Genomic DNA, 22,694 nt, shown 5'->3' on the forward strand with positions numbered 1-22,694 from the left:
TGCAACGTCCGGTGCCAATGGAGTGGTCCGAATGAGTGCGATCCTTAGCTGTTCGGGATTCAGTTCAAATCCACCGCTGACGCGTGGACCTGCAACAATTGTTGGCGTGCTCACATTTACAGGGTTGAAATCAAACTGTTTTTCGTCGGCCAAATTCGCCTTTCAGATGTTTCAATCGAAAAAGATTCGCAAAAACAAATTGCAGATGATAAATTCCAGCTTTAGTGATAACAAAATATTAAGAACTGGCCACGTGGCGATGCTGCTGGCCAAAACGATTCTAAAAGCCCGGTGTTCAAGGGCAAAAACCCCAAAGGGAGGAAAATTCTCATGAAATTCGACAAACTGGCCAAAGGGCTGGTCATTGGCGCCACCAGCGCGCTGATGGCCACCGCTGCATTCGCCGAAGATATGACTTTGCGGTTTGCCGGTGTTTTCCCAATCGACCATCAGGGTACTAAGATGATGGAACAGGTTGCGGCAGACGTCGCGGCGGCGAATGTCGGTCTGAAGATCGAAGTGTTCCCCGCAAACCAGCTGGGCTCGGGCGAGGCGCTGTTTGAAGACGTAGCCCGCGGCAACATCGATCTGGCGGCGGCCTTTATCTATGCCGACACCGATCCGCGCCTGGAGTTCCTGTCGATGCCCTTCCTCGTGGGTGGCTGGGACGACATGAACAACATCATGCGCAACATGGATTCCGAATATAACAAAATCCTGCAGGAAATCACCGACGAGTATGGTGTGAGCGTGATGGCCCAGAACCCCGAAGGGTTTGTCGGCATCGTGGCCACGCAGGAGCCGACCAACTGGAACACCTTTGACGACAAAGGCATGAACATTCGCGTCTGGTCGTCTCCGGCTGTGAAAGCCATGGTAGAAGCACTTGGCTACAAGGCCACGACCATGGCATGGGGCGACATTTTCCCCGCGATCCAGTCCGGTATCGTGGACGGCGCGATCTGCTGCACCAAGACGGCAACCTACTCGATCTTCGCGCAGTCGGATGTCGGCACGCATTTCGTAGAGTACAACTCAATCTCGGAACTGACCACGTTCTATGCCTCGCAGCGCACGCTGGACAAGCTGAACGACGAGCAGCGTGCGGCATTGCAGGCCGCAATGACCAAGGCGTCCGACGACTTTTTCCAGTATAACCGCGACAACGATGCGGCCTTTGGGGAGAAGTTGATCGAAAAAGGCTATACTATCCTGTCCCTGAACGAAGAAGAGCAGGCCGCAATGGCTGCCCACATTCAGGAAAATATCTGGCCCATGATGGCGCAAAGCGTCGGTCAGGATGTGATTGACCGTTTGCTTGCAAGCAAAAACTGATAGTCTGAAACCCAGGTGGGCCGGCAAACTTGCCGGCCCTTTTTCTAATACCTGACAAAAAAACAAAAAGCGGGGACAGACATGTCGATAGAAGACGATGACATGACGAGATGGGTTGGCGACGAAGACGCCGATAAACCGCAGAAAGTTACCGACGAATTGCCGCCCGTCATCGGGTATCCCATGAAAGTGATCGCGTTTGTTTGCAGACAAATCGTCATGGCCTGCGGCTTCCTGATGGCCTTCACCTTTGGCGCTGTTGTTGTAATCCGATACGGTTTCGGCGGCGACCTGTTTGCTTATGAAGAATGGCTGTTGGCCTTCTCGATCATCGGCTTCTTTGCCGGTGCGGTTCTGGCCTCTGCGCGCAATCTGCATATCAACGCCGATATTCTGGGTATCGTGATCCACAATCCCAGGATGATCTGGTGGCGCGGCTTCGTGGTGCTGTTGGTCGAGCTTCTTGTGATCCTCTTTATGGTCTACGCCTGCTACGTCTCGCTGCTGGACGACTTTTCTTTCCCCCGGCTGCGATCCACTCCGGTCCTGCGTATTCCGTTCGTCTCCTGGCGCATTGCGATCATGTGCTCTTTCGGCTTCATGGCGATGTTCACCGCTGCATATCTCTACGTTCATATCCGCAAGGGGCTCGGGCTTCCGTTGCGCTCTGAAATTCTTAAGGGAGCCGCGAAATGATTATCGCCGGAAGTCTTGTTATTGTCTGCCTGATGCTCCTGCTGGGGGTCAGCGTCTATGTGGCGTTCGGAGCCGTCCTGATCTTTATCGCGATGGTGGGAGACCAATCCATCACGGGCTATTTGCCGACCGGAGCGACGGGGATCCGCTCTCTGGTGCTGCTCGCCATTCCGCTTTTCATGATTGCCGGTGGCATTATGGAGAAAGGCAGAATTGCGGCGCCTCTGGTGGCGCTGGCCGAAATGTTCATTGGCCACATCAAAGGTGGACTGAACGCGGCCTCCGTGCTGGCCTGCGGCGTGTTCGGCTCGATCTCGGGCAGTGCGAATGCGACCCTGACCTGCATCGGCGGCATTATGATGCCGCACCTGAAAAAGGCGAATTATCCGAAAGGGCAATCCGCGGCCCTGATTGTGTCGGCAAGCCCCCTGGGCCTTTTGATCCCGCCCAGTTCATCGCACATCCTCTACGGCTGGGTCGCACAGCAACACGTGCTGAAGTGCTTCCTGTCGACGGTCATTCCCGCGATCATCCTGATCACGCTGCTGATCATCACCAATCAGTTCATGCTGCGGAAGTATGACGATATCCAGCTGAAAGAGCGTCCGGATCCTTTCATGCCCGCATTGTTGGGCCAGGGTCGGTTGGCGGGTCCGGCGCTGATGATGCCAATCATCATACTGGGCGGTATCTACGGCGGTATCATGACCCCGACCGAAGCCGCTGGTATCGCCGTTGTTTACGCGATTCCCGTGGCAATCTACTTCTATCGCGGCCTGACCTGGAAAACCCTGGCCCAGACCATCCAGACTTCGGGTGTTACGATCGGGGTGGTCATGGTGATGATTTTCATGGTGCTGATCGTATCAGACAACCTGATCTCGCAGGGCGCGCCGCAGATGGCCAAGGATATGGTCTATTCGGTTTCGGACAACCCGGTCGTGATTTTGCTGATGATCAATGTCGTCATGATCCTGATCGGCATGCTGATGGACGATATCTCGGGGCTGCTGCTGTCCACGCCGATCCTGCTGCCGATTGCGCAGAGCGTGGGTGTGGATCCGATCCACTTTGCCGCGATCATCGGCGTCAACCTTGGGATGGCCAACATCACGCCGCCCACGGCGCCGCTGCTGTACTTGGGGGCGCAGGTTTGCGACACGCCGGTTGCCAAGATGCTGTGGCCGACTTTGATCTTCATCGTGTTTGCATGGCTGCCGACACTGATGCTGACCACGTTTGTTCCTGAACTGGCATTGTGGTTGCCGGACCTGTTGCTGGGCCGGTAATCCGACACTCAAAATCCAAAAAAGGCATCCGACCCGTGCGGGTTCGGATGCCTTTTTTCAGAGCGGCCGTTTCCGTTGAGGGTGTGCCTGCCTGACCTCACATGGGCACCGCTGAGAACACCCGGTTCAATGGCGCAAGCCCAATAAAAAAGCCGGAGTGTTCCTCCGGCTTTCAGACAATTCGAAAGTGATGCCTGTCTTTAGGCCGCTTTGCCCGATTAGCTGTAAAATAGGATCGAGAGTGCGGCAATGAATGCCAGCCCGGCAACAACAAAGCTGACGTAGTGTACGGTTTCACGTAGTTCTTTGGTCATCGTGTCATTCCAAGTGTTTCAGGGACAGAAGTTCTTGTTTCTGCATCTATCCCTAAAACCTATGAAAAATAAGTAGGTGCAATGCATGTCCGGCATGCGTTGCGGGCATGACTTGGTTGCAGGATCTGACGGGCAACAGGGGTTGCTGCACACTCTGTCTTACGCCTGACTCACTGCCACAGGTTTGCAGCGGCAGGAAAACGGCCAAGACCTGAGTTCGGTTTTTTCGAATGGCTGTGAAAGCGGATTTGTTCAACCGGCACCAACCAGTTGAAAGCCAGCCCAGTTCCCGGGATGCGCCAACGGGCGTTCGCGGTGATCTTCGCTGGTGTCCTGTATCAGCGCCTCAATTTCCTGACGCAGCGCTTCGCTGCGGACCCGCTCGGTCGAGGGCGTTACAACCTCGGTGATCAGGCGGGATGTCAGATCATCCCGAACCGGCCAGTGAGTCACCAGGAGGTTCCTGGCACCGGCAAAAAAGAATGCGCGGGCCAGCCCGGACAGCCCTTCCGCCCCCGGTTTTGCCCCCGCCGCGGTGTTGCATGCGGACAAAAGAACCCATTCTGTATCTAAGGACAACGTGGCCGCCTCGGATGCGGTCAAAAGTCCGTCAAACTTGGGACTGTCCGGCGAAGGCGGGGGCGAAAGCGCCAGGGCAGGCTCGTCCAGATTGTCGAAATCACCGGATATCAGCCCGTGCGTTGCGAAATGCAGAACGCGCGTCTGGCGCAATTGCCCGGAAGCGTCCAGTTTTCTGAGTTCACTTTCGTTGGCCCGAGAACCAAGAAAAACGGAATGCTCGCCTGCCCCAAACTGCGATGCCAGCGACAGGATCTCGGTCCGCGTTCCGGGCAGTCTTGGCAGGTTTTTCAACCCTTCGCGCAGGTCCTGGGCCGATCTGTGAAGATTGCGGGTCTCCAGCCGCAGGGGTTCGGGTGTCCCATAAAAATCGGGATCGCCGAACCCGACGTAACTGACGCGCGTGTCTGCCCGAGCCGTGGTGCTTGTGTTGTCTCGCAACGCCAGTTGCAGGGAAGGGATGACACTCAGGGCGCGTTCGACGCCAAGCCAGCGCGTATTTCGAAGGGTTTTCGCCACGGACCCGAATTCCTTTTGAGGGGCGGTCGCCAGCGCGCCGAATGGCAGGCTCAGCAGCGAACTTTGCGGGGCAATCAGCCACCGCTTCTTCGGCGCGATTGCCTCTGAAATCTCCGGTGCGCCGAACAGGTCAAGAAACAGATCGTGGGCCAGTTCAATGTCAAACCTGCGTGTGCTGTCCTGTTGCTCGGGACCGGAGGGGTTAATGGGTGCGCGTGCCGCGACAAGGAACTCCTCGTCTGGGTTGATGGAACGGCGAAGGGCCGAGACTCGGGCTTCCAGCTCTGTTGCATCGAATTCCAATCGGGACCATGTGACGCCTTCACGTGTTACGGCCCAGACAAAGCCGGGTCCGAAATGCGTTGAACGATCATTTCCACCTTCCGGAACGATCAGGATCAGCGCCTCGTCGTCATCGAGTTCGGCATCGCCACCCGGCAGGAAATCAGTCACCCGGACCACGCGCGGATTAATCAGGTCAAAAAACGCGGGAAAGGCATTCTGCAAGGCCTGCGTTGTTGTATCCAATCTGTCCATCAGCCGATCAAGCGTATCGGGCGCGGCCACTGTCGATGTCTCTGCGCCGGATGCGGCGGCAACGGACTTGGTCTCAAATGCCGCCAAATCGCGTTTGGCGCCAATCCAGTCGTTCAAAAAGGGCTCGACGCGGGCATTGTCTGCCGCAATGCGCCCGGCAGCCCGCGATATGGCAAAGGCCGAAGGCCCAAGCCCGATCGTTTGTGCTGCCTCGAAAGCATCCCGCGCCAACTGGTCAGCCTCGGCTTTGTCAGCCCGTTGGGAAACCGCCCAGGACGCCTGAATGAAAGCCCACGCCGCGCGGGAGGCCTGTTCCAGCGCAACCCGCTGTTCGTCGGCCGTGAGGTTGCCGGTGCGGCGCAATCGATCTGACAAGACGGAATGAGCGTGACGGGACAAGTGCAGTGCCTTCCGGAACGAACCCGAAGACAGAGAGGATTCGGCCAGCCGCAACCGGAACAATTGTGGCCTGACGGACGTCGGGCCGTATACGGCGTCCGCTTTGGGAATCATCCCCTCAAGCTCCTGTGCTGCTTCAAGTGGCAGTCCGGCATCGTGAAGGGTTGAAGACAGATTGAACGCCAACCGCAATTCCTCAACCGGTCCGAAATGCGGGTGCGTACCAAGATGTTTGCGGATGTCACGCAGCAAAGCGATGACGGCTTCGCTATCTCCGGCCTGTGCTTGAATGGCCGCAAGGTTTATGGCGGATTCTACCGTTCGGGGATGAGCAGCCCCGTACAATCCCACAAATCCATCCAGGGCGCGCTCCATCAACTCCCTTGCCTGCGCAACCTGACCGCTTTCCATCAGGTCGAGGGCAACATCGTTCATGGCAATCAACGTGTCTTCGCTACGCTCGCCATTGGTTTTCCGGGAAATCGCTAAAACGCGTTGGCGGATGGTTTGGGCATCCGCTAACCGCCCAACCGCCTCCAGCGCGCTGGCATAGTTTCGCATCGCCCGAACCGTATAGACGTGCTCCGGGCCTGCCGAGCTGATCATGAGGTCCAGATCCCGCCTGCGCAACGCAAGCGCTTCGTCCCCTCGGCCCAGTTTGGACAAAGCGTTTCCCAACATGATCCGCGCCGTCATCGTCTGAGGATGTTGAGGCCCCAGGGTTTGCTCATGCGCATTCAGGACCTCGGTAAACAACGGAACAGCCTTAAGCATCCGGCCCTGACTCATGAGGCTGAAACCAAAATTGTTCTTGGCCGTCAGAACTCTGGGTGAAGTCGGACCCTGCCGGCGACTGAGGCCAGCGATAATTCTCGCGTTCAAGGCGTTTGCATCTTCAAAACGCGCCATTGTGTCCAGTGCCAGAGCCAGATTGACGGACCAGGACAGGACCTCGGCATTGTCTTCACCAAGCGTTTGGCCGCCCAGTTCCACCGCGCGCCTCAGAACCTGCTCAGCCCGCTCTGGCTGATTGGCGCGCAACAGGGTATGGCCCAGCATGTTGATGCGGGCCAACGTCTCGGGCGCCGTCTCGCCGTGGGTAATGTTTGACCCTGCGATTGACGCGTCGAGTATTTCGACCGCTTCTAGAAACCTGTTGAGATCCCGAAGAGTGGTTCCCAGATTGCTCATCGCCCGAAGTGTGGCGGGTGAGTTTGGGCCAAGATGCTTGCGGCGCGTCTGAAGAACCAAGCGATGCAACGGTTCCGCTTCATCGGGTCGCCCTAGAATATCCAGCACAACGGCCAGGTTTTCGGTTGTGTCGACCGTATTCGGATGGGTTGGCCCAAGGTTCGCACGGTCCTGCGCCAGAGTTCTGCGCAAAAGCGCTTCGGCCTCGGCATAACGTCCCTGATTTGCCAGTTGTACGGCCAGTGCATCTTGCGGTCGGTCGGTTGCATATGACTGTGAAATCAGTGGCCCGGACCACACAACAGAAAATGCAATGACAATTGAAACAACGAAACCAAAACGCAACATGGACAGAGAGTGTAGCGTTTTGAAATGATTAGTCCATTGCCCCGCGGCGGACTGGTCAGGACAAGAGCAGCCTTCTGAGCTTGTCCGCCCCATCCTGCAAGGTGTTCAGGAATTTCTTCAAGCTTTCAAGATCGTGGCGTTGGGTGGGTGCGTGAACGGACAGTGTCGCGGCCAGCCTGTCCTGATCGTCGTTAACAGGCACGGCGACGGCGGCCATTCCCGGCATGAATTCCTCGTTGTCGGTGGAATACCCGTTTTCCGCAATGTGCCCGATCTCGGTGCGCAGGGTCTCGGGGTCCGTCAATGTCCGCTCGGTTTGCGGAAGAAGCTTCCGCGCTGAAAGAAAGCCGTCCAGCGTGGCCTTGCGCAAGGTGGACAGATACATCTTTCCGCTGGCGGTACAATGGAACGGAACCTGGGTGCCGATCGGCAACTGAATGCGCAGCGGCCATTTGGTTTCGACCCGATCCAGATAGATCATCCCCTCGCGATCCGGGATCGCAAGGTTGCAGGTCTCTCCGATTTCGTCCGCAACCCCACGCAGGATTGCTAGACGTGCAGTGCGCAGGTGTTCAGCAGACATAGTGTTGACGGACAGCCTGCGCAGACGTGGACCGGGCCCGAACGAGCGTCCGTCCAGATCGCGCTGCAGGAACCCCTCCGCTTCGGCTGTTTGCAGCAGCCTGTGAACCGTTGGTTTCGCCAGCCCCAGGGTGTCGATCAGGTCGGCCGGTTTAACAGCAACGCCGCGCTTTGCGACTTCTTCCAGGATGAGAAGCAATCGCAGATTTGTCGGTATCTGAGTTTCTCGTTCCGAAGTGTCCGTGTCGACCATCCCCTTACATTCTATTTGTTTGGCAGCAGGATCAAGGCCAGATCAGGTACCAGAGACACCAATATCCAGACGGACAGCAGTGCGACCAGATAGGGCACGGTGTAACGCAGCAGCCGGAAATAGGGCACGCCCGTTACGCCTGACGCGACATAAAGGTTCAGGCCATATGGCGGCGTAATGAACCCGATTGATGCGCCCACAAGGAAGATCACCGAGAAATGGATCGGATCTACGCCGACCGACGCCGCAATGGGGGCCAGAATCGGCGCGAGGATGATTGTCACCGGAAGGCTCTCCAGCACCATGCCCGAGAAAAAGACGATGACCATCGAGGTAAACAGCACCGCATGGTACCCGCCCATCGAAGTCACGAAGTCCCCGATGGTTTGCTGAGCGCCGAGCAGCGACAGGATTTGTTGCATGACGACCGAAATGGCGATCAGCGGTGCAAGTATCCCTGTAATTTGCGCGGAACGGATTACGATCGATGGGATTTCCGGGATCGTGAACCCTTCGACGACCATCATTTCCGCATAACTCTTGTCCGTCGGGGAAATGTCGTCGCGCGCACCCATGATGCGGTTGATCGGATAACTCACCAGACCGGCGATGACGCAGAAGCCGACGGTCACACCCGCCGCTTCGGTCGGAGAGAATTTGCCGGTGTAGATGCCCCACAGCACCAGCCCGATTGCAAAGAAACCCAGCCAGGCACCAAAGGCGGTTTTCAGAACGCGGTTCAGTTGCAGCGGGATCAGATGGCCCCAGCCGTTGATACGGCAGATGATCCAGCATGCGACCTGCATTCCGATAACCATCAGTGCACCGGGCAGGATGCCGGCCACAAACAGTTCGGAAATGGGCAGGTTCATAAGGAAGCCATAGACAATGAAAATGATCGACGGCGGAATGATGATCCCGACCGTGCCGCCTGCCGCCGCCGTGGCGGCGCTGAATCGTTCGTCATACCCGCCCTTGACCATCTCGGGGTGCAGCATCGATCCGATTGTTGCCGTCGTCGCCGAGTTCGAGCCCGAAATCGCGGCGAACAGCCCGCATGCGCCAAGCGAGGCCATCGCCAGCCCCCCGCGTATCCAGCCCAGACAGGCATATGCGAAATCGCTCAGCCGTCGTGCGATGCCCGATTTGTTGATCAGATCGCCGGTGAGAATGAACAGCGGCATCGCCAGCAAGGCAAAGCCCTTGTTGAACACATTCAGAAGCTCGGCCCCCATGTTGTCGAGTGTCAGACCCAGAACAAATGAACAGCCTATGACCCAATAGCCGATTACCAGCAGGACCGGCACGCCCAGCATGAACAAGAACGTCACGCCCAGTGAAATCAATGTAACCCAGGTTCCGTCTGCCATCAGTCCGCCCCAATCACGGCTTGCTTGATCAAGGGCTCGCCGTTTTTCCAGTTGTGTAAATCGTCCGCCAAATTCTGAAACACGCGGCCGACCATCAGAAAGAACGACAGTGGCGCTGCAAGCAGGAACCACCACTGCATCACGTTGTCGGTGCCAAGCACGATCTGGAAGTTCGAAGCCGACAGTGCCACCAGCCGAGATGTTGTTACGATGACGATCACCGCAAAGATGAACCACAGGATCGCATCCAGGATCAGGCAGGCCAGTTGCCCGCCGCGCGGCATCGAGGTGCGGAATTCGCTGAAACTCAGATGCGTGCGCAGGCGAACGTTGTAGGACGCGCCGAACCACGCCATCACCATGAAAAGCAGCGGCGGAATGGTTGTGGACCACGGCTCCTGATCGTTGAACACAAAGCGGTCGATCACGCCCCAGAAAATGATCAGCGCAATGGCCAGATAGGAATAGACCATGACCGACCGTTCCAGTTGGCGTTCAATGAAGGGAACCTTTCGATAGATCGCCATAACGATAAGACCGCCCAGGGCAGCGACCACAGTCCCTACTACCCATGTTGCGTCAGACTGCAGCGCAGACTGAATCTCGAACGAATCCTGGCTTAGAATGGCGCTGAATATTGCGCCAACATCGGTCCAAAATGACATGAACCCCGTCCTCCCAGTCGGTGTTTAGTGGAACCGGCCCGCGTGGGGCCGGTTCGGTAGTCTTATCAGGCTTCGCCTTTCCACCAACGGCGTGGCTCGACATTTTCCGGCAACATGTCCGCCGGAATCTCACGCGCGATGTCGTAGATTTCCTGATATGTGTCGATGCCGCCAGCCCATTTGTCCAACCGCTCGCGCCATTGTGCCCATGGATCGGGGTTGAAGTTCGGAGCGCACATCTCTTCGGCCAGTTTGATCTGATCGTCCGGCAGGAATGCGGGGCGGACCCCGTTTTCGGCAAAGATCGTCCCCGGCAATTGCGGGTCCGAGAACCCGACGGTGTTCAGCAGCGCGGCTTCGTTTGCGCCCTGAATCAGTGCCTGGGTGAAGTAGGACGATTCCATGACCGCGTCCTGCAGTTCACCGCCCAGACTGTCAAAGACCTTTGCGGACATCGAGGTATGTTCGGTGCCGCAGAAGAACTTGAGGTTCACGGACTGTGACACCACCGGCGACATGTTGGCGTAAGCCACCGCCGAAGCCCAGGTTTCAGCGCCGTCGATCAGCCCGGTCTTGAGCGCGTCCAGCGTCTCTTCCCACGCCACTGGCACCGGGTTCAGGTTCAGCAATTGCATCGCAATGCGGCCGAGCTGAGTTCCGGTAACACGGTTCTTGGTTCCGAACAGTTCCTCAAGCTTGGTGACCGTCGGCTTGTCCGAGAATGTCGAACCCATTTGCAGTCCACGCAGTTCACAGTGGGTGAACAGGAACTTCAGACCGTGCCGTTTTTCCAGCGGGTCCCGCAGAATGCGCTGACTGGCCGGGCTGTAGAAGAAATGATACTGGGCCGCGCGGCTGGGGAACATATAGGCATAGTCCAGCACGTTCAGATAAGGTGCGCCGCCTGCCGAGTTCTGCGTTGAAGCCGCGTAGATGTCGACAATGCCCTGTTGGGTTTTTTCGACACAGCTCAGCTGACCGCAGATCTGGTTGTCGCCGATGAACTCAACACGAATCTCGCCATCGGTCCGTTCTTCAAGGTCGCGTGCAAACTCGATGGCGCCTGCGCGCTCGATCAAAAGGTTGCGGGTGTTGAACCCGGCAGCGCCGAATTTCAGGGTGTGCTTGGGTTCTTTCGAGAACCGTTTTTCATAATTCGATTCAGCGGCCTGCGCCAGATTCGCCAGGCTCATCGCGCCACCGAACCCTCCTGCGGCCAGCAGCGTTGAGCTCATGCCGTATCGGCCCGCCACGCGGAAGAAATCCCTCCGTGAGATTCCGCTTAGTTTCCGACCAATCTCCATCTTTTTCCTCCCGATGAAAAATTATTGAGACGTTTTGTATCAAAAAATGCTAGTATATTTGATGCAACTTGCATAGACTTTTTTTAATTTCGCTAAGAGGAGACGGTTATGGAGGTGGATTATGCAGTTGTCGGGGCTGGCTCTTCCGGCTGTGTCATCGCCAACCGTCTGAGCGCCGATTCCGGTACGTCCGTTGCACTGCTCGAAGCCGGTGGGCCAGACACAAATCCGTGGATTCATATTCCGGTCGGCTATTTCAAAACCATGCATAACCCGTCGGTGGACTGGTGCTACCGGACCGAGCCAGACGCGGGTCTGAACGGTCGGTCAATCGACTGGCCGCGCGGCAAGGTTCTTGGGGGGTCGTCCTCGTTGAACGGTCTTCTCTATGTGCGCGGTCAGAAAGAGGACTACGACCGCTGGCGGCAGATGGGGAATATCGGCTGGGGCTGGGATGATGTCCTGCCATTGTTCAGGCGCAGCGAGGACCAGGAGCGCGGAGAAGACGATTTTCATGGGGTCGGAGGCCCGCTTGCCGTATCCAACATGCGTATCCAGCGCCCGATTTGTGATGCCTGGGTCGCTGCCGCGCAAGAAGCGGGCTACCCGTTCAATCCGGACTACAATGGCGCGCAGCAGGAAGGTGTCGGCTATTTTCAGCTGACAACGCGCAACGGACGCAGGTGCAGTTCGGCGGTTGCGTATCTGAAGCCGATCCGGAACCGACAGAATCTGAAGATCATAACGCGCGCCCTTGTAACGCGCATCAAGCTGGAAGGAAAACGCGCGGTCGGTGTGGTGTATCGGGACCGTTCCGGTGCCGAACAGACTTTGACCGTACGGCGTGAGATTATTCTGTCTGGCGGCGCGATCAATTCCCCTCAGATTCTGATGTTGTCAGGTATCGGCGATCCGGATCATCTGAGGGAAAACGGTATCGAACCGCGACACGCGCTGCCCAAAGTGGGGAAAGGTCTGCAGGATCACCTGCAGGCGCGGCTTGTGTTCAAATGTAACGAACCCACTTTGAACGACGAGGTGAGGAACCTGTTCAATCAGGCGCGAATAGCCTTGAAATACGCGTTGTTCCGTGCCGGCCCGATGACAATGGCCGCCAGTTTGGCGACAGGCTTTCTGAAAACGCGACCAGAAGTTCAGACGCCCGATATTCAGTTCCATGTTCAACCCTGGTCGGCCGACAGCCCTGGCGAGGGCGTTCACCCGTTCTCGGCATTTACCATGTCGGTCTGCCAACTGCGCCCCGAAAGCCGGGGAGAGCTGCGTCTGAATGGCCCCGACCCGTCGAGCTATGTCAAGATTTTCCCGAACTACCTGTCGACCGAGACGGATTGCCGAACCATTGTCGATGGCGTCAACATTGCGCGCGCCATCGCAAAGGCAAACCCGCTGGCGTCCAAGATTTCCGAAGAGTTCCGGCCATCTGCCGATCTGGCCATGGACGATTATGACGGAACGCTGGATTGGGTCAGGTCCAACTCGGCATCGATTTACCATCCGACAGGCACTTGCGCGATGGGAGTATCGGATGACGCCGTCGTTGATCCGCAGCTCAAGGTCAGAGGCATTGAAAGCCTGCGGGTGGCTGACTGTTCCATCATGCCCGAAATTGTCAGCGGAAACACAAACGCACCTGCGATCATGATCGGCGAAAAGGCCAGCGATCTGCTTTCCGCGGCAAGGTGAATCCCGGCCCTCGACGAAACCCACTCGTGTTTGCGCATTCCCAAACGCGCCGAGTAAGGACGTTCGGTTCCAAGAGTGATCCGGCGCGATCCTGAGTAATCTTCACTTCGCATCTTGAATATTTCATTTTTTGAAGTATATCGCGCCCAACCTATCCGAGGGCACCGAAATGACCGAGACGGTCGAACCATCAACGCAGAAGTACAGTCCTGAAATTCAATCGATGATGGGCGTCTACGCGCTGTATTGGAAGTTGGAGGAAAGCATCGATCTGTTGCGGACCGATCTGAGCCATCAGGAATGCCACATGCTGATCAAGCTGGAACAGCCCAAGCGGATGGGCGTTCTGGCACATGACATGTTATCTTTGCCCTCTACGATAACCGCGACTGCGGATTCGCTGGCCAAGGCCGGGTACCTGGTTCGACAGCGCGATCCCGAAGACCGCCGCGCGTGGCTGCTGGTTCTGACCGGGCAGGGCGAAGACGCCCGAAAACAACTTGTGACCGAAGCCGGGGAACTGTTTCGCCGTGCCTCGGGGCTCAATGATGAAGAAACCGCTGAATTCGCGCGATTGGCGCAGAAGATCCGCGAAACCGTCCTGAAAACAGGCATACCCGAAGGTTTGAAGAAATGAAGATCCTGTCAACTTTGGCTCTTGGCCTGATCGTGCTGGCGACATCGCTGACCGCACAGCAAGCCCCGAAACCGGTGAAACTGCTGATGGTCAGCGAAACGTCACCCGGCTTTTCGCGACAGTTCTTTGGCCGGGTCGCGGCCCGCCAAACGGTCGATCTGGCCTTTCAGGTGGCCGGACAGATTATCGAGATGCCCGTCACCGAAGGTCTGGTTATTCCGAAAGGTGGGCTGATCGCCAGACTCGATCAGGAACCGTTCGAGCTGCAGCTCAACCGCGCCCGACTGCAAAAGGATCAGGCCGACCGCACGGTTGCACGCCTGTCCCGGCTCAGGGGGACCACGGTCAGTCAGGTGGCCCTGGATGATGCGGATACAAACGCCCAGCTGGCGGCAATTGCCACACGTGACGCGGAATACGCGCTTGAACATGCGACCCTCACGGCTCCCTTCGACGCGCTAGTTTCCAGCCGCACGGTCGAGGCATTCACCACCGTTTCCGCCGGAACGCCCATCGTACGTATCCACGACATGTCGGAATTGCGGATCGAAGTCGATGTGCCCGAAATTCTGTTTCAGCGCCGGGGCAGTCAGGATGACGTGACGATCACTGCTAAATTTCCCGCCAGCGATGAAGTTTTTCCTCTGCAAATTCGCGAATTTGATGCTGAAACGTCCAGCGTCGGTCAGACGTTCCGGATCAACTTCGGATTGACACCGCCGGAAGGCATTCAGGTTCTTCCCGGCTCGTCGGTAACGGTAAACGTGCAGGTTCAGGATAATCAAACCGGCATCGTCGTCCCGCCGACCGCCATTGTTGCGGATGCCGAAGGTCGTCTGGGTGTCATGCTGTTTTCCCCGGCGGGCGCGGACGAAGGAACCGTGCAGCGCGTTCCGGTCGAGATCGAGCCGACCCAATCGGGGGATGTGCGTGTCGTGTCCGGTCTTTCCGACGGGGACGAAATCGTTGTGGCCGGCGGTAACGCGCTGAGTGACGGACAGGCGGTGCGTCGCTTTGCCGGCTTTGCGAACTGAAGGGCGGACCGATGAACATCGCGCGCGCATCCATCGACAGGCCGCTTTATACGTGGCTCATCATTCTCGTCGCACTGTTTGGCGGTATCTGGGGCTTTTTCTCGCTCGGAAGGCTGGAGGACCCGGCCTTTACCATCAAACAGGCCGTCATTGTGACAACCTATCCCGGCGCCACCGCCGAGCAGGTTGCACTGGAAGTGTCCGAACCGCTGGAATCGGCCATCCAGCAAATGGGCGAGGTGGACACCATCACCTCGGTCAACCGCCCCGGTCAGTCTCTGATCGAGGTCGAGATCAAGTCGACCTATGACGGCAGCGAGCTGCCGGATATCTGGACGCAGCTTCGGGCCAAGGTCAGGGACGCCGCCCGCGGATTGCCGCAGGGCGTGGACCAGCCATATGTGAACGATGGCTTCGGCGATGTGTTCGGCCTGTTCTATGCGGTGACCGCCGAAGGTTTCTCGGACGCCGAAAAGCACGAACTGGCCACTTACCTTCGACGGGAGTTGCTGACCGTTGACGGGGTTGCCGATGTCGAGGTTCAGGGCCTTCCCGAGGAAGCAATCTTTATTGAACCTGACCTCGCCATTTCCGTAAACCAGAACGTACCGTTGCAGGCGATCAACGAAGCGATTGCCAACGCCAACTCGGTCAACGCATCTGGTTCACTGCGATCCGAGAACAACCTTACGACGCTGCTGACGGCCGAAGGCTCGGACAGTGTATCCGCAATCGCCGGTTTGTCGGTCGGCTCTCAGGGCCACGTGATCAACCTGTTCGACATGTCAGATGTCTATCGCGGCCGCCAGAACGATCCTGACCTGATCGTCCGTTTTGACGGCGTCGAGGCGTTCACGCTTGGTATTGCGGGTCTGGCGACCGAGAACATTGTCGAAGTCGGCAAACGCGTTGACACCAAGATGGCAGAACTGGATCCGAACATCCCCTTTGGTGTCGATATTCTGCCAATCTACCAGCAGCACGTCGTGGTTGAACAGGCGTCCAACGACTTTCTGGTGAATCTGGCGATGTCGGTTGCGATCGTAGTTGCGGTGCTTGGCCTGTTCATGGGGTGGCGCGCCGCAATCGTTGTCGGCAGCACGCTGTTGCTGACCGTTGTGGGCACGGTTCTGTTCATGTCGATGTTCTCGATCGAGATGGAGCGGATTTCACTTGGCGCGCTGATCATTGCGATGGGAATGCTTGTCGACAACGCCATCGTTGTCGCCGAAGGCATGCAGATTGCCATGCTGCGCGGTAAAAACTCGCGCGATGCCGCAGACGACGCGGCCTCCAAAACCCAGATACCATTGCTTGGCGCGACTGTGATCGGAATCATGGCCTTTGCCGGCATCGGCCTGAGCCCCGATGCTACAGGTGAATTTCTGTTCTCGCTGTTCGCAGTGATCGGAATTTCGCTGCTGCTGAGCTGGGTTCTGGCGCTGACCGTCACCCCGCTGTTGGGCCACTACTTTTTCAAGCAGGGTAAGGAAGGCGAAATCGACGCCTATGGCGGTTTGCTGTTTCGGATCTATGGCACGATCCTCAGAGCAGCGCTCAGGTTCCGCTGGCTGGTAATCATCGCACTGGTCGCGGTGACGGCGGCCTGTTTTGCAGGCTTCGGTCTGATGAAGCAGCAGTTTTTCCCGAACTCGAACACCCCGCTTTTCTTTGTCCATTACAAGCTGCCGCAAGGCACCCCGATTGCGCGGACGTCCGAGGATCTGGCGCAGATCGAGGACTGGCTAAGCAAGCGCGACGATGTGGTCTCGGTGGCAACCTTTGTGGGGCAGGGGGCGACCCGTTTCATGCTGACCTATTCCGCTGAAAAGCCCAATCCCAGTTATGGGCATATGATCATACGTACGGAAACTCTGGACGATATCCCGCAGCTTCAGGCTGACCTGGAAGAGTATGGCATGGCGTTGTACCCCGAAGGAGAGTTCCGCACCAAGCGGCTGGTCTTCGGCCCCGGCGGTGGTGATCCGATTCAGGCCCGGTTTTCCGGCAGCGATCCGATGGTGCTCCGCCAACTCGCCGAAGAGGCCAAGCGGCGCATGGCTGATGCTTCGGACAATGTCATCGGCGTTCGTCACGACTGGCGCGAGAAGGAACTGGCGCTTCAGCCAATCTACGCAACCGAACGGGCGCAAACCGCTGGTGTAACGCGCGAAGACGTTGCGGCGACACTTTTGTTTTCCACCGATGGCATCACCGGCGGAGTGTTCCGTGAACGCGACCGCCTGATCCCGATCATCCTGCGCAGACCGGTTGATGGCGACTATTCCGTGGTCGATCAGGTTGTCTATTCAACGCAGGCCGAAAAGTGGGTGCCAATCGAACAGATGGTCGATGGATTTGAGTACAAAACCCAAAATACACGTGTACATCGCCGAAATCGTGTCCTTACGATAACCGTCGGTGCCGACATTCCGCCGGACATGACAGCCGCGCAAGTGCACGCCGAGGTGCGCGAAGCGATCGAGGCAATGGAAATTCCACCCGGATATAAAATGGAGTGGGGCGGTGAATACGAGAACTCGCGCGATGCTCAGGAAAGCCTTGGAAAACAATTACCGCTGAGCCTGCTGATTATGGTGCTGATATCGGTGTTGCTGTTCAACGCCATCCGCCAGCCTCTGATCATATGGCTGCTGGTGCCCATGTCCGTGAACGGAGTGGTGATCGGCCTTCTGGGTACCGGGTTGCCCTTTACGTTTACCGCGTTGCTGGGGCTGCTCAGCCTGTCAGGGATGCTTATCAAGAACGGGATTGTGCTGGTCGAAGAAATCGATCTGGTCCGCGCGACCGGAAAGCCGTTGAAAGACTCGATCATCGAAGCGTCGATTTCGCGCTTGCGCCCTGTCATTCTGGCCGCGATCACCACCATTCTGGGAATGGCGCCCTTGTTGACGGATGCGTTCTTTGTATCGATGGCTGTCACGATCATGGGAGGTTTGGCCTTTGCCACAATCCTGACAATGGTCGCCGCGCCGGTCCTCTACGCAGTGTTTTTCGCAAGGGATGAACGGCAAGAGGTTGCCGCGGTCGCTGCCTAGGTTGAGATATCAGCCAGGTTGACCGCGCCGTTTTGTACACGTCGCCCACCCCAAATCCATAGGTTTTGGGGTGGGCAGCGTTGCAAATCCACACCCGCAGGTCGAAGGTAGAGCGATCGTACTTCGATTGAGATTTGTGGCCGGAAAACGCGACCGTGAAGACTATGGATGGCAAAACCCGATTGTTGGTGATTGTTGCGCCAAATTTCAATTTGTCCGCAACCATGAGCTTTATTGACCCGTTTCGTGCGGCAAATTACCTGGACGGACGGTCTTATTTCAGTTGGGAATTTGTCTCAGCATCCGGTGGATATTGCACCTCAAGCAATGGTGCAGGGATTGAAACCAAGGTGATCGATCAAAGCGCTGCAGGTCAGCGGGATATCGTGATCGTTTCGACCAGCTGGACCCCGGAAAAACATCTGACGCCCAAGATCGGCAATACGTTGCGCGGTTGGGCGCGAGGTGGCGTAACGCTGGGCGCACTGGATACGGGTGCGTTCATTCTGGCGCAGGCCGGATTGCTTTCCGGTCGTCGGGCGACTGTTCACTATGAACATATCGACGCATTTCAGGAACTGTTTCCAGGCGTGGAAGTGGTTGAGAACCTTTACGTTTTAGACGGCAACCGAATCACGTGCTGCGGCGGCAGTGCTTCGGTGGATTTTGCGCTGCAGATACTGCAGGGTATTCACGGCAGCGCGCTGGCCAACGCGGCCGCCAGATACATTTTTCACGACCGCTTGCGGGGCCCCGCTTCGATGCAGCAACCTGAAGGCAGCGAGCCTTTAGGGGCGGTTGTTCCGGCGACGTTGAAATCTGCGATCCAGATCATGGAGGCACATCTGGAAGAAACGGTGTCTATCCCCGAGATATGCAGGCGCGCGGGTGTCTCGCACCGTCAACTTGATCGGATGTTTGCCACCTTTATCAAGAAGACTCCGGCGCTTTATTATCGCGATATCCGGCTGGACCGGGCGCGGGGGCTTGTGACGCAAACAGAAATGCCGATTTCCGAGATTGCAATGGCATCGGGTTTTTCCAGCCCGGTGCATTTCAGCCGCTCGTACAGAGACAGGTTTGGCTTGCCGCCCAGTCAGGATCGGATCGAAGGGCGGGTCCCGTTTGAATACCGGGCTTGGCCGATGCATCGCAAGCCCAGGCAGTCTTGATGCACAACTCTGCGGATGGCGAAAATAGTCATTTGAGAGGCGAAAAAAGGCAACAACGTGAGTTGATTTCAAAGGATCATACGCTTTGCAAGCCAGCCTACCGGACCGCAAGGGTCCGAAATCTTGGAGTCACCAATGAACGAGCTGCCAACCCAAGAACAATTCGAGCGGATTTCCGATGGTTTCAGTCCAGATCCATTCAACACAAGCTCGTTGAAGGCCGAGGCCTATGTTGATCCGGTTTGGCATCAGGTGGATTTGAATGAAATCCTTGCCAAGACATGGCAATGGGTTTGTCACGTCGAAAAGCTGCGCGCGCCAGGATCTTATGTGACGGTTGAAATCGCCGGTCGGCCCATTGCCGTCGTGCGCGACCGCGAGGGGGAATTACGGGCATTCTACAATGTCTGCAAGCACCGCGCGCATCACCTGCTGTCGGGTGAGGGGGAAACGACCCGCATTATGTGCCCCTACCACGCCTGGGTTTACAAGCTGGACGGCCAATTGGTGCGCGCGCCCGAAACGGAAAGCCTGACCGGGTTCAGCACCCGGGACATTTGCCTTGATCAAGTGCAAGTCGAAGAATTTGCAGGTTTCGTTTATGTCAACCTGGACCCCCAAGCGCGCCCCCTGCGCGAAGTGTCGGGCAACCTTGAAACGGAAATTCGCCATTGGGCCCCGGATATTGAACAGCTGACTTTTGGCCATCGCCTGACCTATGACATCAAGTCGAACTGGAAGAACGTCGTCGACAATTTTCTTGAATGTTATCACTGCCCGACCGCGCATAAGGATTTTTGCGATCTGGTGGATATGGACACCTATAAGGTTACAACCTACGGCATCTATTCCAGCCATATGGCCGACGCAGGCAAAAGCGCAAACTCTGCCTATGACGTGTCGAATGCGTCTGTGCGTACTCATGCCGTCTGGTGGTTGTGGCCCACCACCTGCCTGATGCGTTACCCGGGCCGGTCATCGATGATCGTGCTGAACATCATCCCCGTGGGACCTGACCGCACGCTTGAGACCTATGACTTCTTCCTCGAAACTCCGGAACCGGACGAGGCAGAGCAGGAGGCGATCCGCTATCTCGACGAGGTTCTGCAGCGCGAAGACATCGATATCGTCGAAAGCGTTCAGCGCGGGATGGGTACGCCTGCCTTCACGCAAGGGCGTATCGTTCATGACCCGAGCGGCTCGGGCAAGTCCGAACATGCGGTGCATCACTTCCATGGGCTGGTTCTGGACGCTTACGCAAGGGCCGCGCCGTGACACGGCCCAACATCGTTGTGGTCATGGCCGATCAACTTGCCCCGCATTTCTGCGGGGCTTACGGCCACCCGACGGTCAGGACACCGAACATCGATGCGCTGGCGGCACGCGGTATGCGGTTTGATGCGGCTTACTGCAACTCTCCTCTGTGTGCGCCGTCCCGCTTTGCCTTCATGTCTGGGCAGTTGATCAGCCGGATTGCGGCCTATGACAATGCCAGTGAGTTTCGCGCTTCGGTCCCGACGTTTGCACATTACCTTAAGGCGCTGGGATACCGAACCTGCCTGTCAGGCAAGATGCATTTTGTCGGACCGGATCAGAAACACGGATTTCAGGACCGCATTACAACCGACATCTACCCTGCCGATTTCGCCTGGACACCAGATTGGGAAGCCCCTGACGAGCGGATCGACAAGTGGTATCACAATATGCAAACGGTCAAGGAAAGCGGCGAAGCCATCGCGACGTTCCAGACCGATTACGATGATGAGGTCGAGTTCGCAGCCCGCCGCTGGCTGATTGACCGGGGCCGCGATCGGGCGGCCGGGGACAAAGCGCCGTTCTGCCTGGTCGCCAGCTTCATCCACCCTCATGACCCCTACGTGGCCAAGCCTGAATGGTGGAACCTGTATACGGATGCGGATGTTCCGATGCCGGACACCTCACTGACGCCCGAGGAACAGGACCCGTTCTCGCGCAGGGTAATGGACGGAATCGAGGCGAGCTATGTCTCTCTGTCGGATGAGGAGGTGCGCCGCGCCCGCCGCGCCTATCTGGCCAATGTCAGCTATTTCGACAGCAAGGTCGGGGCGATTGCGAAGGCGCTGGAAGATATACGCGAACTGGACAACACCATCGTCGTCGTGACCGCCGATCACGGGGATATGCTGGGCGAGCGGGGGTTGTGGTACAAGATGAACTTCTTCGAGCATTCTGCCCGCGTCCCACTGATTATGGCCGGGCCGGGTGTTGCGCAAGGGACAGCACTCAACGCCTGTTCGCTGCTGGACCTGCTGCCGACTTTCGTTGAAATCGCTGGGGGGCAAGAGGAGATGTTTGGCGAACCGGTGGATGGTCGCTCACTCATGCCGCTGGCCCGCGGCGAAGCTGACATCGTCGACGAAGCGATCGGTGAGTATTGTGCAGAGATGACCCCTTATCCGGTCTTCATGATCCGGCGCGGGCCGCTGAAATACATCCATTGTGACCCCGACCCACCGCAACTATACGACCTGTCCGTCGATCCACTGGAAACGGTGAATGTCGCGGACGATCCGGCTTATGCCGCCCATTCTGCTGCCTTCGCCGCCGAAACCGACCAGCGCTGGGATAGTGAAAAGCTGCGTGCGGATATCATCGCAACACAAAAATCCCGTCATGCGCTTCATGCCGCGATGGAAGCCGGGGCGGGTGAGGCCTGGGATTACAATCCGCCGCGCGACGCTTCTCAGGAATATGTGCGCAATCACATGGACTGGACTGTTGCCGCGGCCAGATACCGCTTTTCACCTTTGAAGGAGAACCAAGAATGATGCTGAAGGGCAAAACCGCGCTGGTCACAGGCGGTCGAGGCGGCATCGGGCGCGCCATCGTCGCCCGTTTTCTGCGAGAAGGTGCACGGGTCTATGCGGCTGACCTGACGCCCGAGGGATCGTTGGCCACCCGTGACGGCGACGGCAGCGTGTTTGTCAAACTCGACGTCACGCAGGAAGCGGATGCCGTTGCGGCTATGGCGCAGGTCGCCGAAAACGCTGGCCAGTTGGACATTCTGGTCAACGCGGCTGGGATCGAGATCGAAAAGACCATCGAACAGACCACTCTGGAGGAATGGAACCTGTCCTTTGCCGTCAACGTGACCGGCACCTTCCTGACGTCAAAACATGCGCTGCCTCTGATGCGAAAGGTCACTGCCGCCGGGACGACGGCATCGATCATCAATTTTGGCAGCTACGACGGCTTCATCGCTGACCCGGGACTGGCGGCTTATTGCGCAACCAAAGGCGCGGTTCACGCCCTGACCAGGGCAATGGCCTGCGACCACGGGCCCGAAGGTATTCGGGTCAACGCAATCTGCCCGGGCTATGTCGACACACCCATGCTGCAAAGCTTTTTTACCGGCGAGGGTTCGGGTGGCGGCGGCAAAACCATCGACCAATTGCAGAAGGCGGTCCGCGATGTGCATCCGATGCGCACCTATGGCACGCCGGACGACATCGCCAACCTGGTCAACTGGCTGGCATCGGACGAGGCGCGCTATGCCAGCGGCCAGCTTTGGGTTCTTGACGGAGGGCTGAGCGCGCAGGTCCAGCAGATGAAACTATGAGTGAAGCGTTGGGATACGAAACGAGAAACCCCTTCTTTGGTGCCAGGAAGCGGCAAAGCTGTCTAATTATCCGGACCGCTCCATCGGCTAAACTGGCTATCAATCCGGG

The 22,694-nt window shown here is 57.5% G+C and carries 17 protein-coding genes; 12 read left to right on the plus strand and 5 right to left on the minus strand.

Annotated features, from left to right (window positions below; all coding sequences use genetic code 11):
* Positions 1–31: 31 nt before the first annotated feature.
* From ACR0MI_RS18300 to ACR0MI_RS18315, 4 genes are all read left to right on the plus strand, one after another.
* Positions 32–334: a hypothetical protein gene (locus ACR0MI_RS18300; protein ID WP_170611442.1), complete on the plus strand. Its 303-nt coding sequence runs from the start codon at positions 32–34 to the stop codon at positions 332–334.
* Entirely contained in the window at positions 331–1,335 is a 1,005-nt protein-coding gene (dctP, locus tag ACR0MI_RS18305; protein ID WP_170611440.1) for a TRAP transporter substrate-binding protein DctP, read from the plus strand. Before ACR0MI_RS18300 ends, dctP begins: the two co-directional genes overlap by 4 nt.
* 81 nt (positions 1,336–1,416) lie before the next feature.
* Entirely contained in the window at positions 1,417–2,031 is a 615-nt protein-coding gene (locus ACR0MI_RS18310) for a TRAP transporter small permease subunit (protein ID WP_170611438.1), read from the plus strand.
* Positions 2,028–3,320, plus strand: coding sequence for a TRAP transporter large permease (locus tag ACR0MI_RS18315; RefSeq protein WP_170611436.1), 1,293 nt, complete (start codon positions 2,028–2,030; stop codon positions 3,318–3,320). The genes ACR0MI_RS18310 and ACR0MI_RS18315 overlap by 4 nt, the downstream gene beginning before the upstream one ends.
* Before the next feature lie 566 nt (positions 3,321–3,886).
* Here the strand turns inward: ACR0MI_RS18315 and ACR0MI_RS18320 are convergent.
* The 5 genes from ACR0MI_RS18320 to ACR0MI_RS18340 all read right to left on the minus strand — a co-directional run bounded on the left by ACR0MI_RS18320 (position 3,887) and on the right by ACR0MI_RS18340 (position 11,381).
* Positions 3,887–7,207, minus strand: a complete 3,321-nt coding sequence (locus tag ACR0MI_RS18320; protein WP_170611434.1) for a CHAT domain-containing protein — start codon at positions 7,205–7,207, stop codon at positions 3,887–3,889.
* Positions 7,208–7,262: 55 nt separating this feature from the next.
* A complete protein-coding gene (locus ACR0MI_RS18325) occupies positions 7,263–8,042 on the minus strand; it encodes an IclR family transcriptional regulator (protein WP_170611432.1) in 780 nt (259 codons plus the stop codon).
* An 11-nt stretch (positions 8,043–8,053) separates the two neighbouring features.
* Positions 8,054–9,412, minus strand: a complete 1,359-nt coding sequence (locus ACR0MI_RS18330; protein ID WP_170611430.1) for a TRAP transporter large permease — start codon at positions 9,410–9,412, stop codon at positions 8,054–8,056.
* The gene (locus ACR0MI_RS18335) at positions 9,412–10,077 is read right to left on the minus strand and encodes a TRAP transporter small permease subunit (RefSeq protein WP_170611428.1); all 666 of its coding nucleotides are present in this window, start codon (positions 10,075–10,077) and stop codon (positions 9,412–9,414) included. Before ACR0MI_RS18335 ends, ACR0MI_RS18330 begins: the two co-directional genes overlap by 1 nt.
* Positions 10,078–10,142: 65 nt before the next feature.
* Positions 10,143–11,381 carry a TRAP transporter substrate-binding protein gene (locus ACR0MI_RS18340; RefSeq protein ID WP_170611426.1) on the minus strand — a complete coding sequence of 413 codons (1,239 nt, stop codon included), beginning with the start codon at positions 11,379–11,381 and terminating at the stop codon, positions 10,143–10,145.
* A 108-nt stretch (positions 11,382–11,489) separates the two neighbouring features.
* Between ACR0MI_RS18340 and ACR0MI_RS18345 the strand changes: the two genes are divergently transcribed.
* From ACR0MI_RS18345 to ACR0MI_RS18380, 8 genes are all read left to right on the plus strand, one after another.
* Positions 11,490–13,085, plus strand: a complete 1,596-nt coding sequence (locus ACR0MI_RS18345; RefSeq protein WP_170611424.1) for a GMC family oxidoreductase N-terminal domain-containing protein — start codon at positions 11,490–11,492, stop codon at positions 13,083–13,085.
* Between the two features lie 169 nt (positions 13,086–13,254).
* Positions 13,255–13,722 carry a MarR family winged helix-turn-helix transcriptional regulator gene (locus ACR0MI_RS18350; RefSeq protein WP_480441606.1) on the plus strand — a complete coding sequence of 156 codons (468 nt, stop codon included), beginning with the start codon at positions 13,255–13,257 and terminating at the stop codon, positions 13,720–13,722.
* A complete protein-coding gene (locus ACR0MI_RS18355; RefSeq protein WP_170611422.1) occupies positions 13,719–14,756 on the plus strand; it encodes an efflux RND transporter periplasmic adaptor subunit in 1,038 nt (345 codons plus the stop codon). Before ACR0MI_RS18350 ends, ACR0MI_RS18355 begins: the two co-directional genes overlap by 4 nt.
* Positions 14,757–14,767: 11 nt before the next feature.
* Positions 14,768–17,815 carry an efflux RND transporter permease subunit gene (locus ACR0MI_RS18360; RefSeq protein WP_170611420.1) on the plus strand — a complete coding sequence of 1,016 codons (3,048 nt, stop codon included), beginning with the start codon at positions 14,768–14,770 and terminating at the stop codon, positions 17,813–17,815.
* Between the two features lie 164 nt (positions 17,816–17,979).
* Positions 17,980–18,987 (plus strand): GlxA family transcriptional regulator, encoded by a 1,008-nt coding sequence (locus tag ACR0MI_RS18365; protein WP_170611833.1) that lies wholly within the window; start codon positions 17,980–17,982, stop codon positions 18,985–18,987.
* A 135-nt stretch (positions 18,988–19,122) separates the two neighbouring features.
* Positions 19,123–20,262, plus strand: a complete 1,140-nt coding sequence (locus ACR0MI_RS18370) for a ring-hydroxylating oxygenase subunit alpha (RefSeq protein ID WP_170611418.1) — start codon at positions 19,123–19,125, stop codon at positions 20,260–20,262.
* The gene (gene betC / locus ACR0MI_RS18375) at positions 20,259–21,794 is read left to right on the plus strand and encodes a choline-sulfatase (protein ID WP_170619399.1); all 1,536 of its coding nucleotides are present in this window, start codon (positions 20,259–20,261) and stop codon (positions 21,792–21,794) included. The genes ACR0MI_RS18370 and betC overlap by 4 nt, the downstream gene beginning before the upstream one ends.
* Positions 21,791–22,585, plus strand: coding sequence for an SDR family oxidoreductase (locus tag ACR0MI_RS18380; protein ID WP_170611414.1), 795 nt, complete (start codon positions 21,791–21,793; stop codon positions 22,583–22,585). Before betC ends, ACR0MI_RS18380 begins: the two co-directional genes overlap by 4 nt.
* Positions 22,586–22,694: the final 109 nt, after the last annotated feature.

The organism is Ruegeria sp. D4, from assembly GCF_056534475.1.

Excerpts from the sequence above, each read along its gene's own strand:
- ACR0MI_RS18335 (WP_170611428.1), bottom strand. The coding sequence starts at position 10,077 with ATGTCATTTTGGACCGATGTTGGCGCAATATTCAGCGCCATTCTAAGC.
- ACR0MI_RS18315 (WP_170611436.1), top strand. The coding sequence starts at position 2,028 with ATGATTATCGCCGGAAGTCTTGTTATTGTCTGCCTGATGCTCCTGCTG.
- ACR0MI_RS18300 (WP_170611442.1), top strand. The coding sequence starts at position 32 with ATGAGTGCGATCCTTAGCTGTTCGGGATTCAGTTCAAATCCACCGCTG.
- ACR0MI_RS18365 (WP_170611833.1), top strand. The coding sequence starts at position 17,980 with ATGGATGGCAAAACCCGATTGTTGGTGATTGTTGCGCCAAATTTCAAT.
- ACR0MI_RS18370 (WP_170611418.1), top strand. The coding sequence starts at position 19,123 with ATGAACGAGCTGCCAACCCAAGAACAATTCGAGCGGATTTCCGATGGT.
- ACR0MI_RS18340 (WP_170611426.1), bottom strand. The coding sequence starts at position 11,381 with ATGGAGATTGGTCGGAAACTAAGCGGAATCTCACGGAGGGATTTCTTC.
- ACR0MI_RS18350 (WP_480441606.1), top strand. The coding sequence starts at position 13,255 with ATGACCGAGACGGTCGAACCATCAACGCAGAAGTACAGTCCTGAAATT.
- ACR0MI_RS18355 (WP_170611422.1), top strand. The coding sequence starts at position 13,719 with ATGAAGATCCTGTCAACTTTGGCTCTTGGCCTGATCGTGCTGGCGACA.
- ACR0MI_RS18380 (WP_170611414.1), top strand. The coding sequence starts at position 21,791 with ATGATGCTGAAGGGCAAAACCGCGCTGGTCACAGGCGGTCGAGGCGGC.
- dctP (WP_170611440.1), top strand. The coding sequence starts at position 331 with ATGAAATTCGACAAACTGGCCAAAGGGCTGGTCATTGGCGCCACCAGC.
- ACR0MI_RS18310 (WP_170611438.1), top strand. The coding sequence starts at position 1,417 with ATGTCGATAGAAGACGATGACATGACGAGATGGGTTGGCGACGAAGAC.
- ACR0MI_RS18360 (WP_170611420.1), top strand. The coding sequence starts at position 14,768 with ATGAACATCGCGCGCGCATCCATCGACAGGCCGCTTTATACGTGGCTC.
- ACR0MI_RS18345 (WP_170611424.1), top strand. The coding sequence starts at position 11,490 with ATGGAGGTGGATTATGCAGTTGTCGGGGCTGGCTCTTCCGGCTGTGTC.
- ACR0MI_RS18320 (WP_170611434.1), bottom strand. The coding sequence starts at position 7,207 with ATGTTGCGTTTTGGTTTCGTTGTTTCAATTGTCATTGCATTTTCTGTT.
- ACR0MI_RS18325 (WP_170611432.1), bottom strand. The coding sequence starts at position 8,042 with ATGGTCGACACGGACACTTCGGAACGAGAAACTCAGATACCGACAAAT.
- ACR0MI_RS18330 (WP_170611430.1), bottom strand. The coding sequence starts at position 9,412 with ATGGCAGACGGAACCTGGGTTACATTGATTTCACTGGGCGTGACGTTC.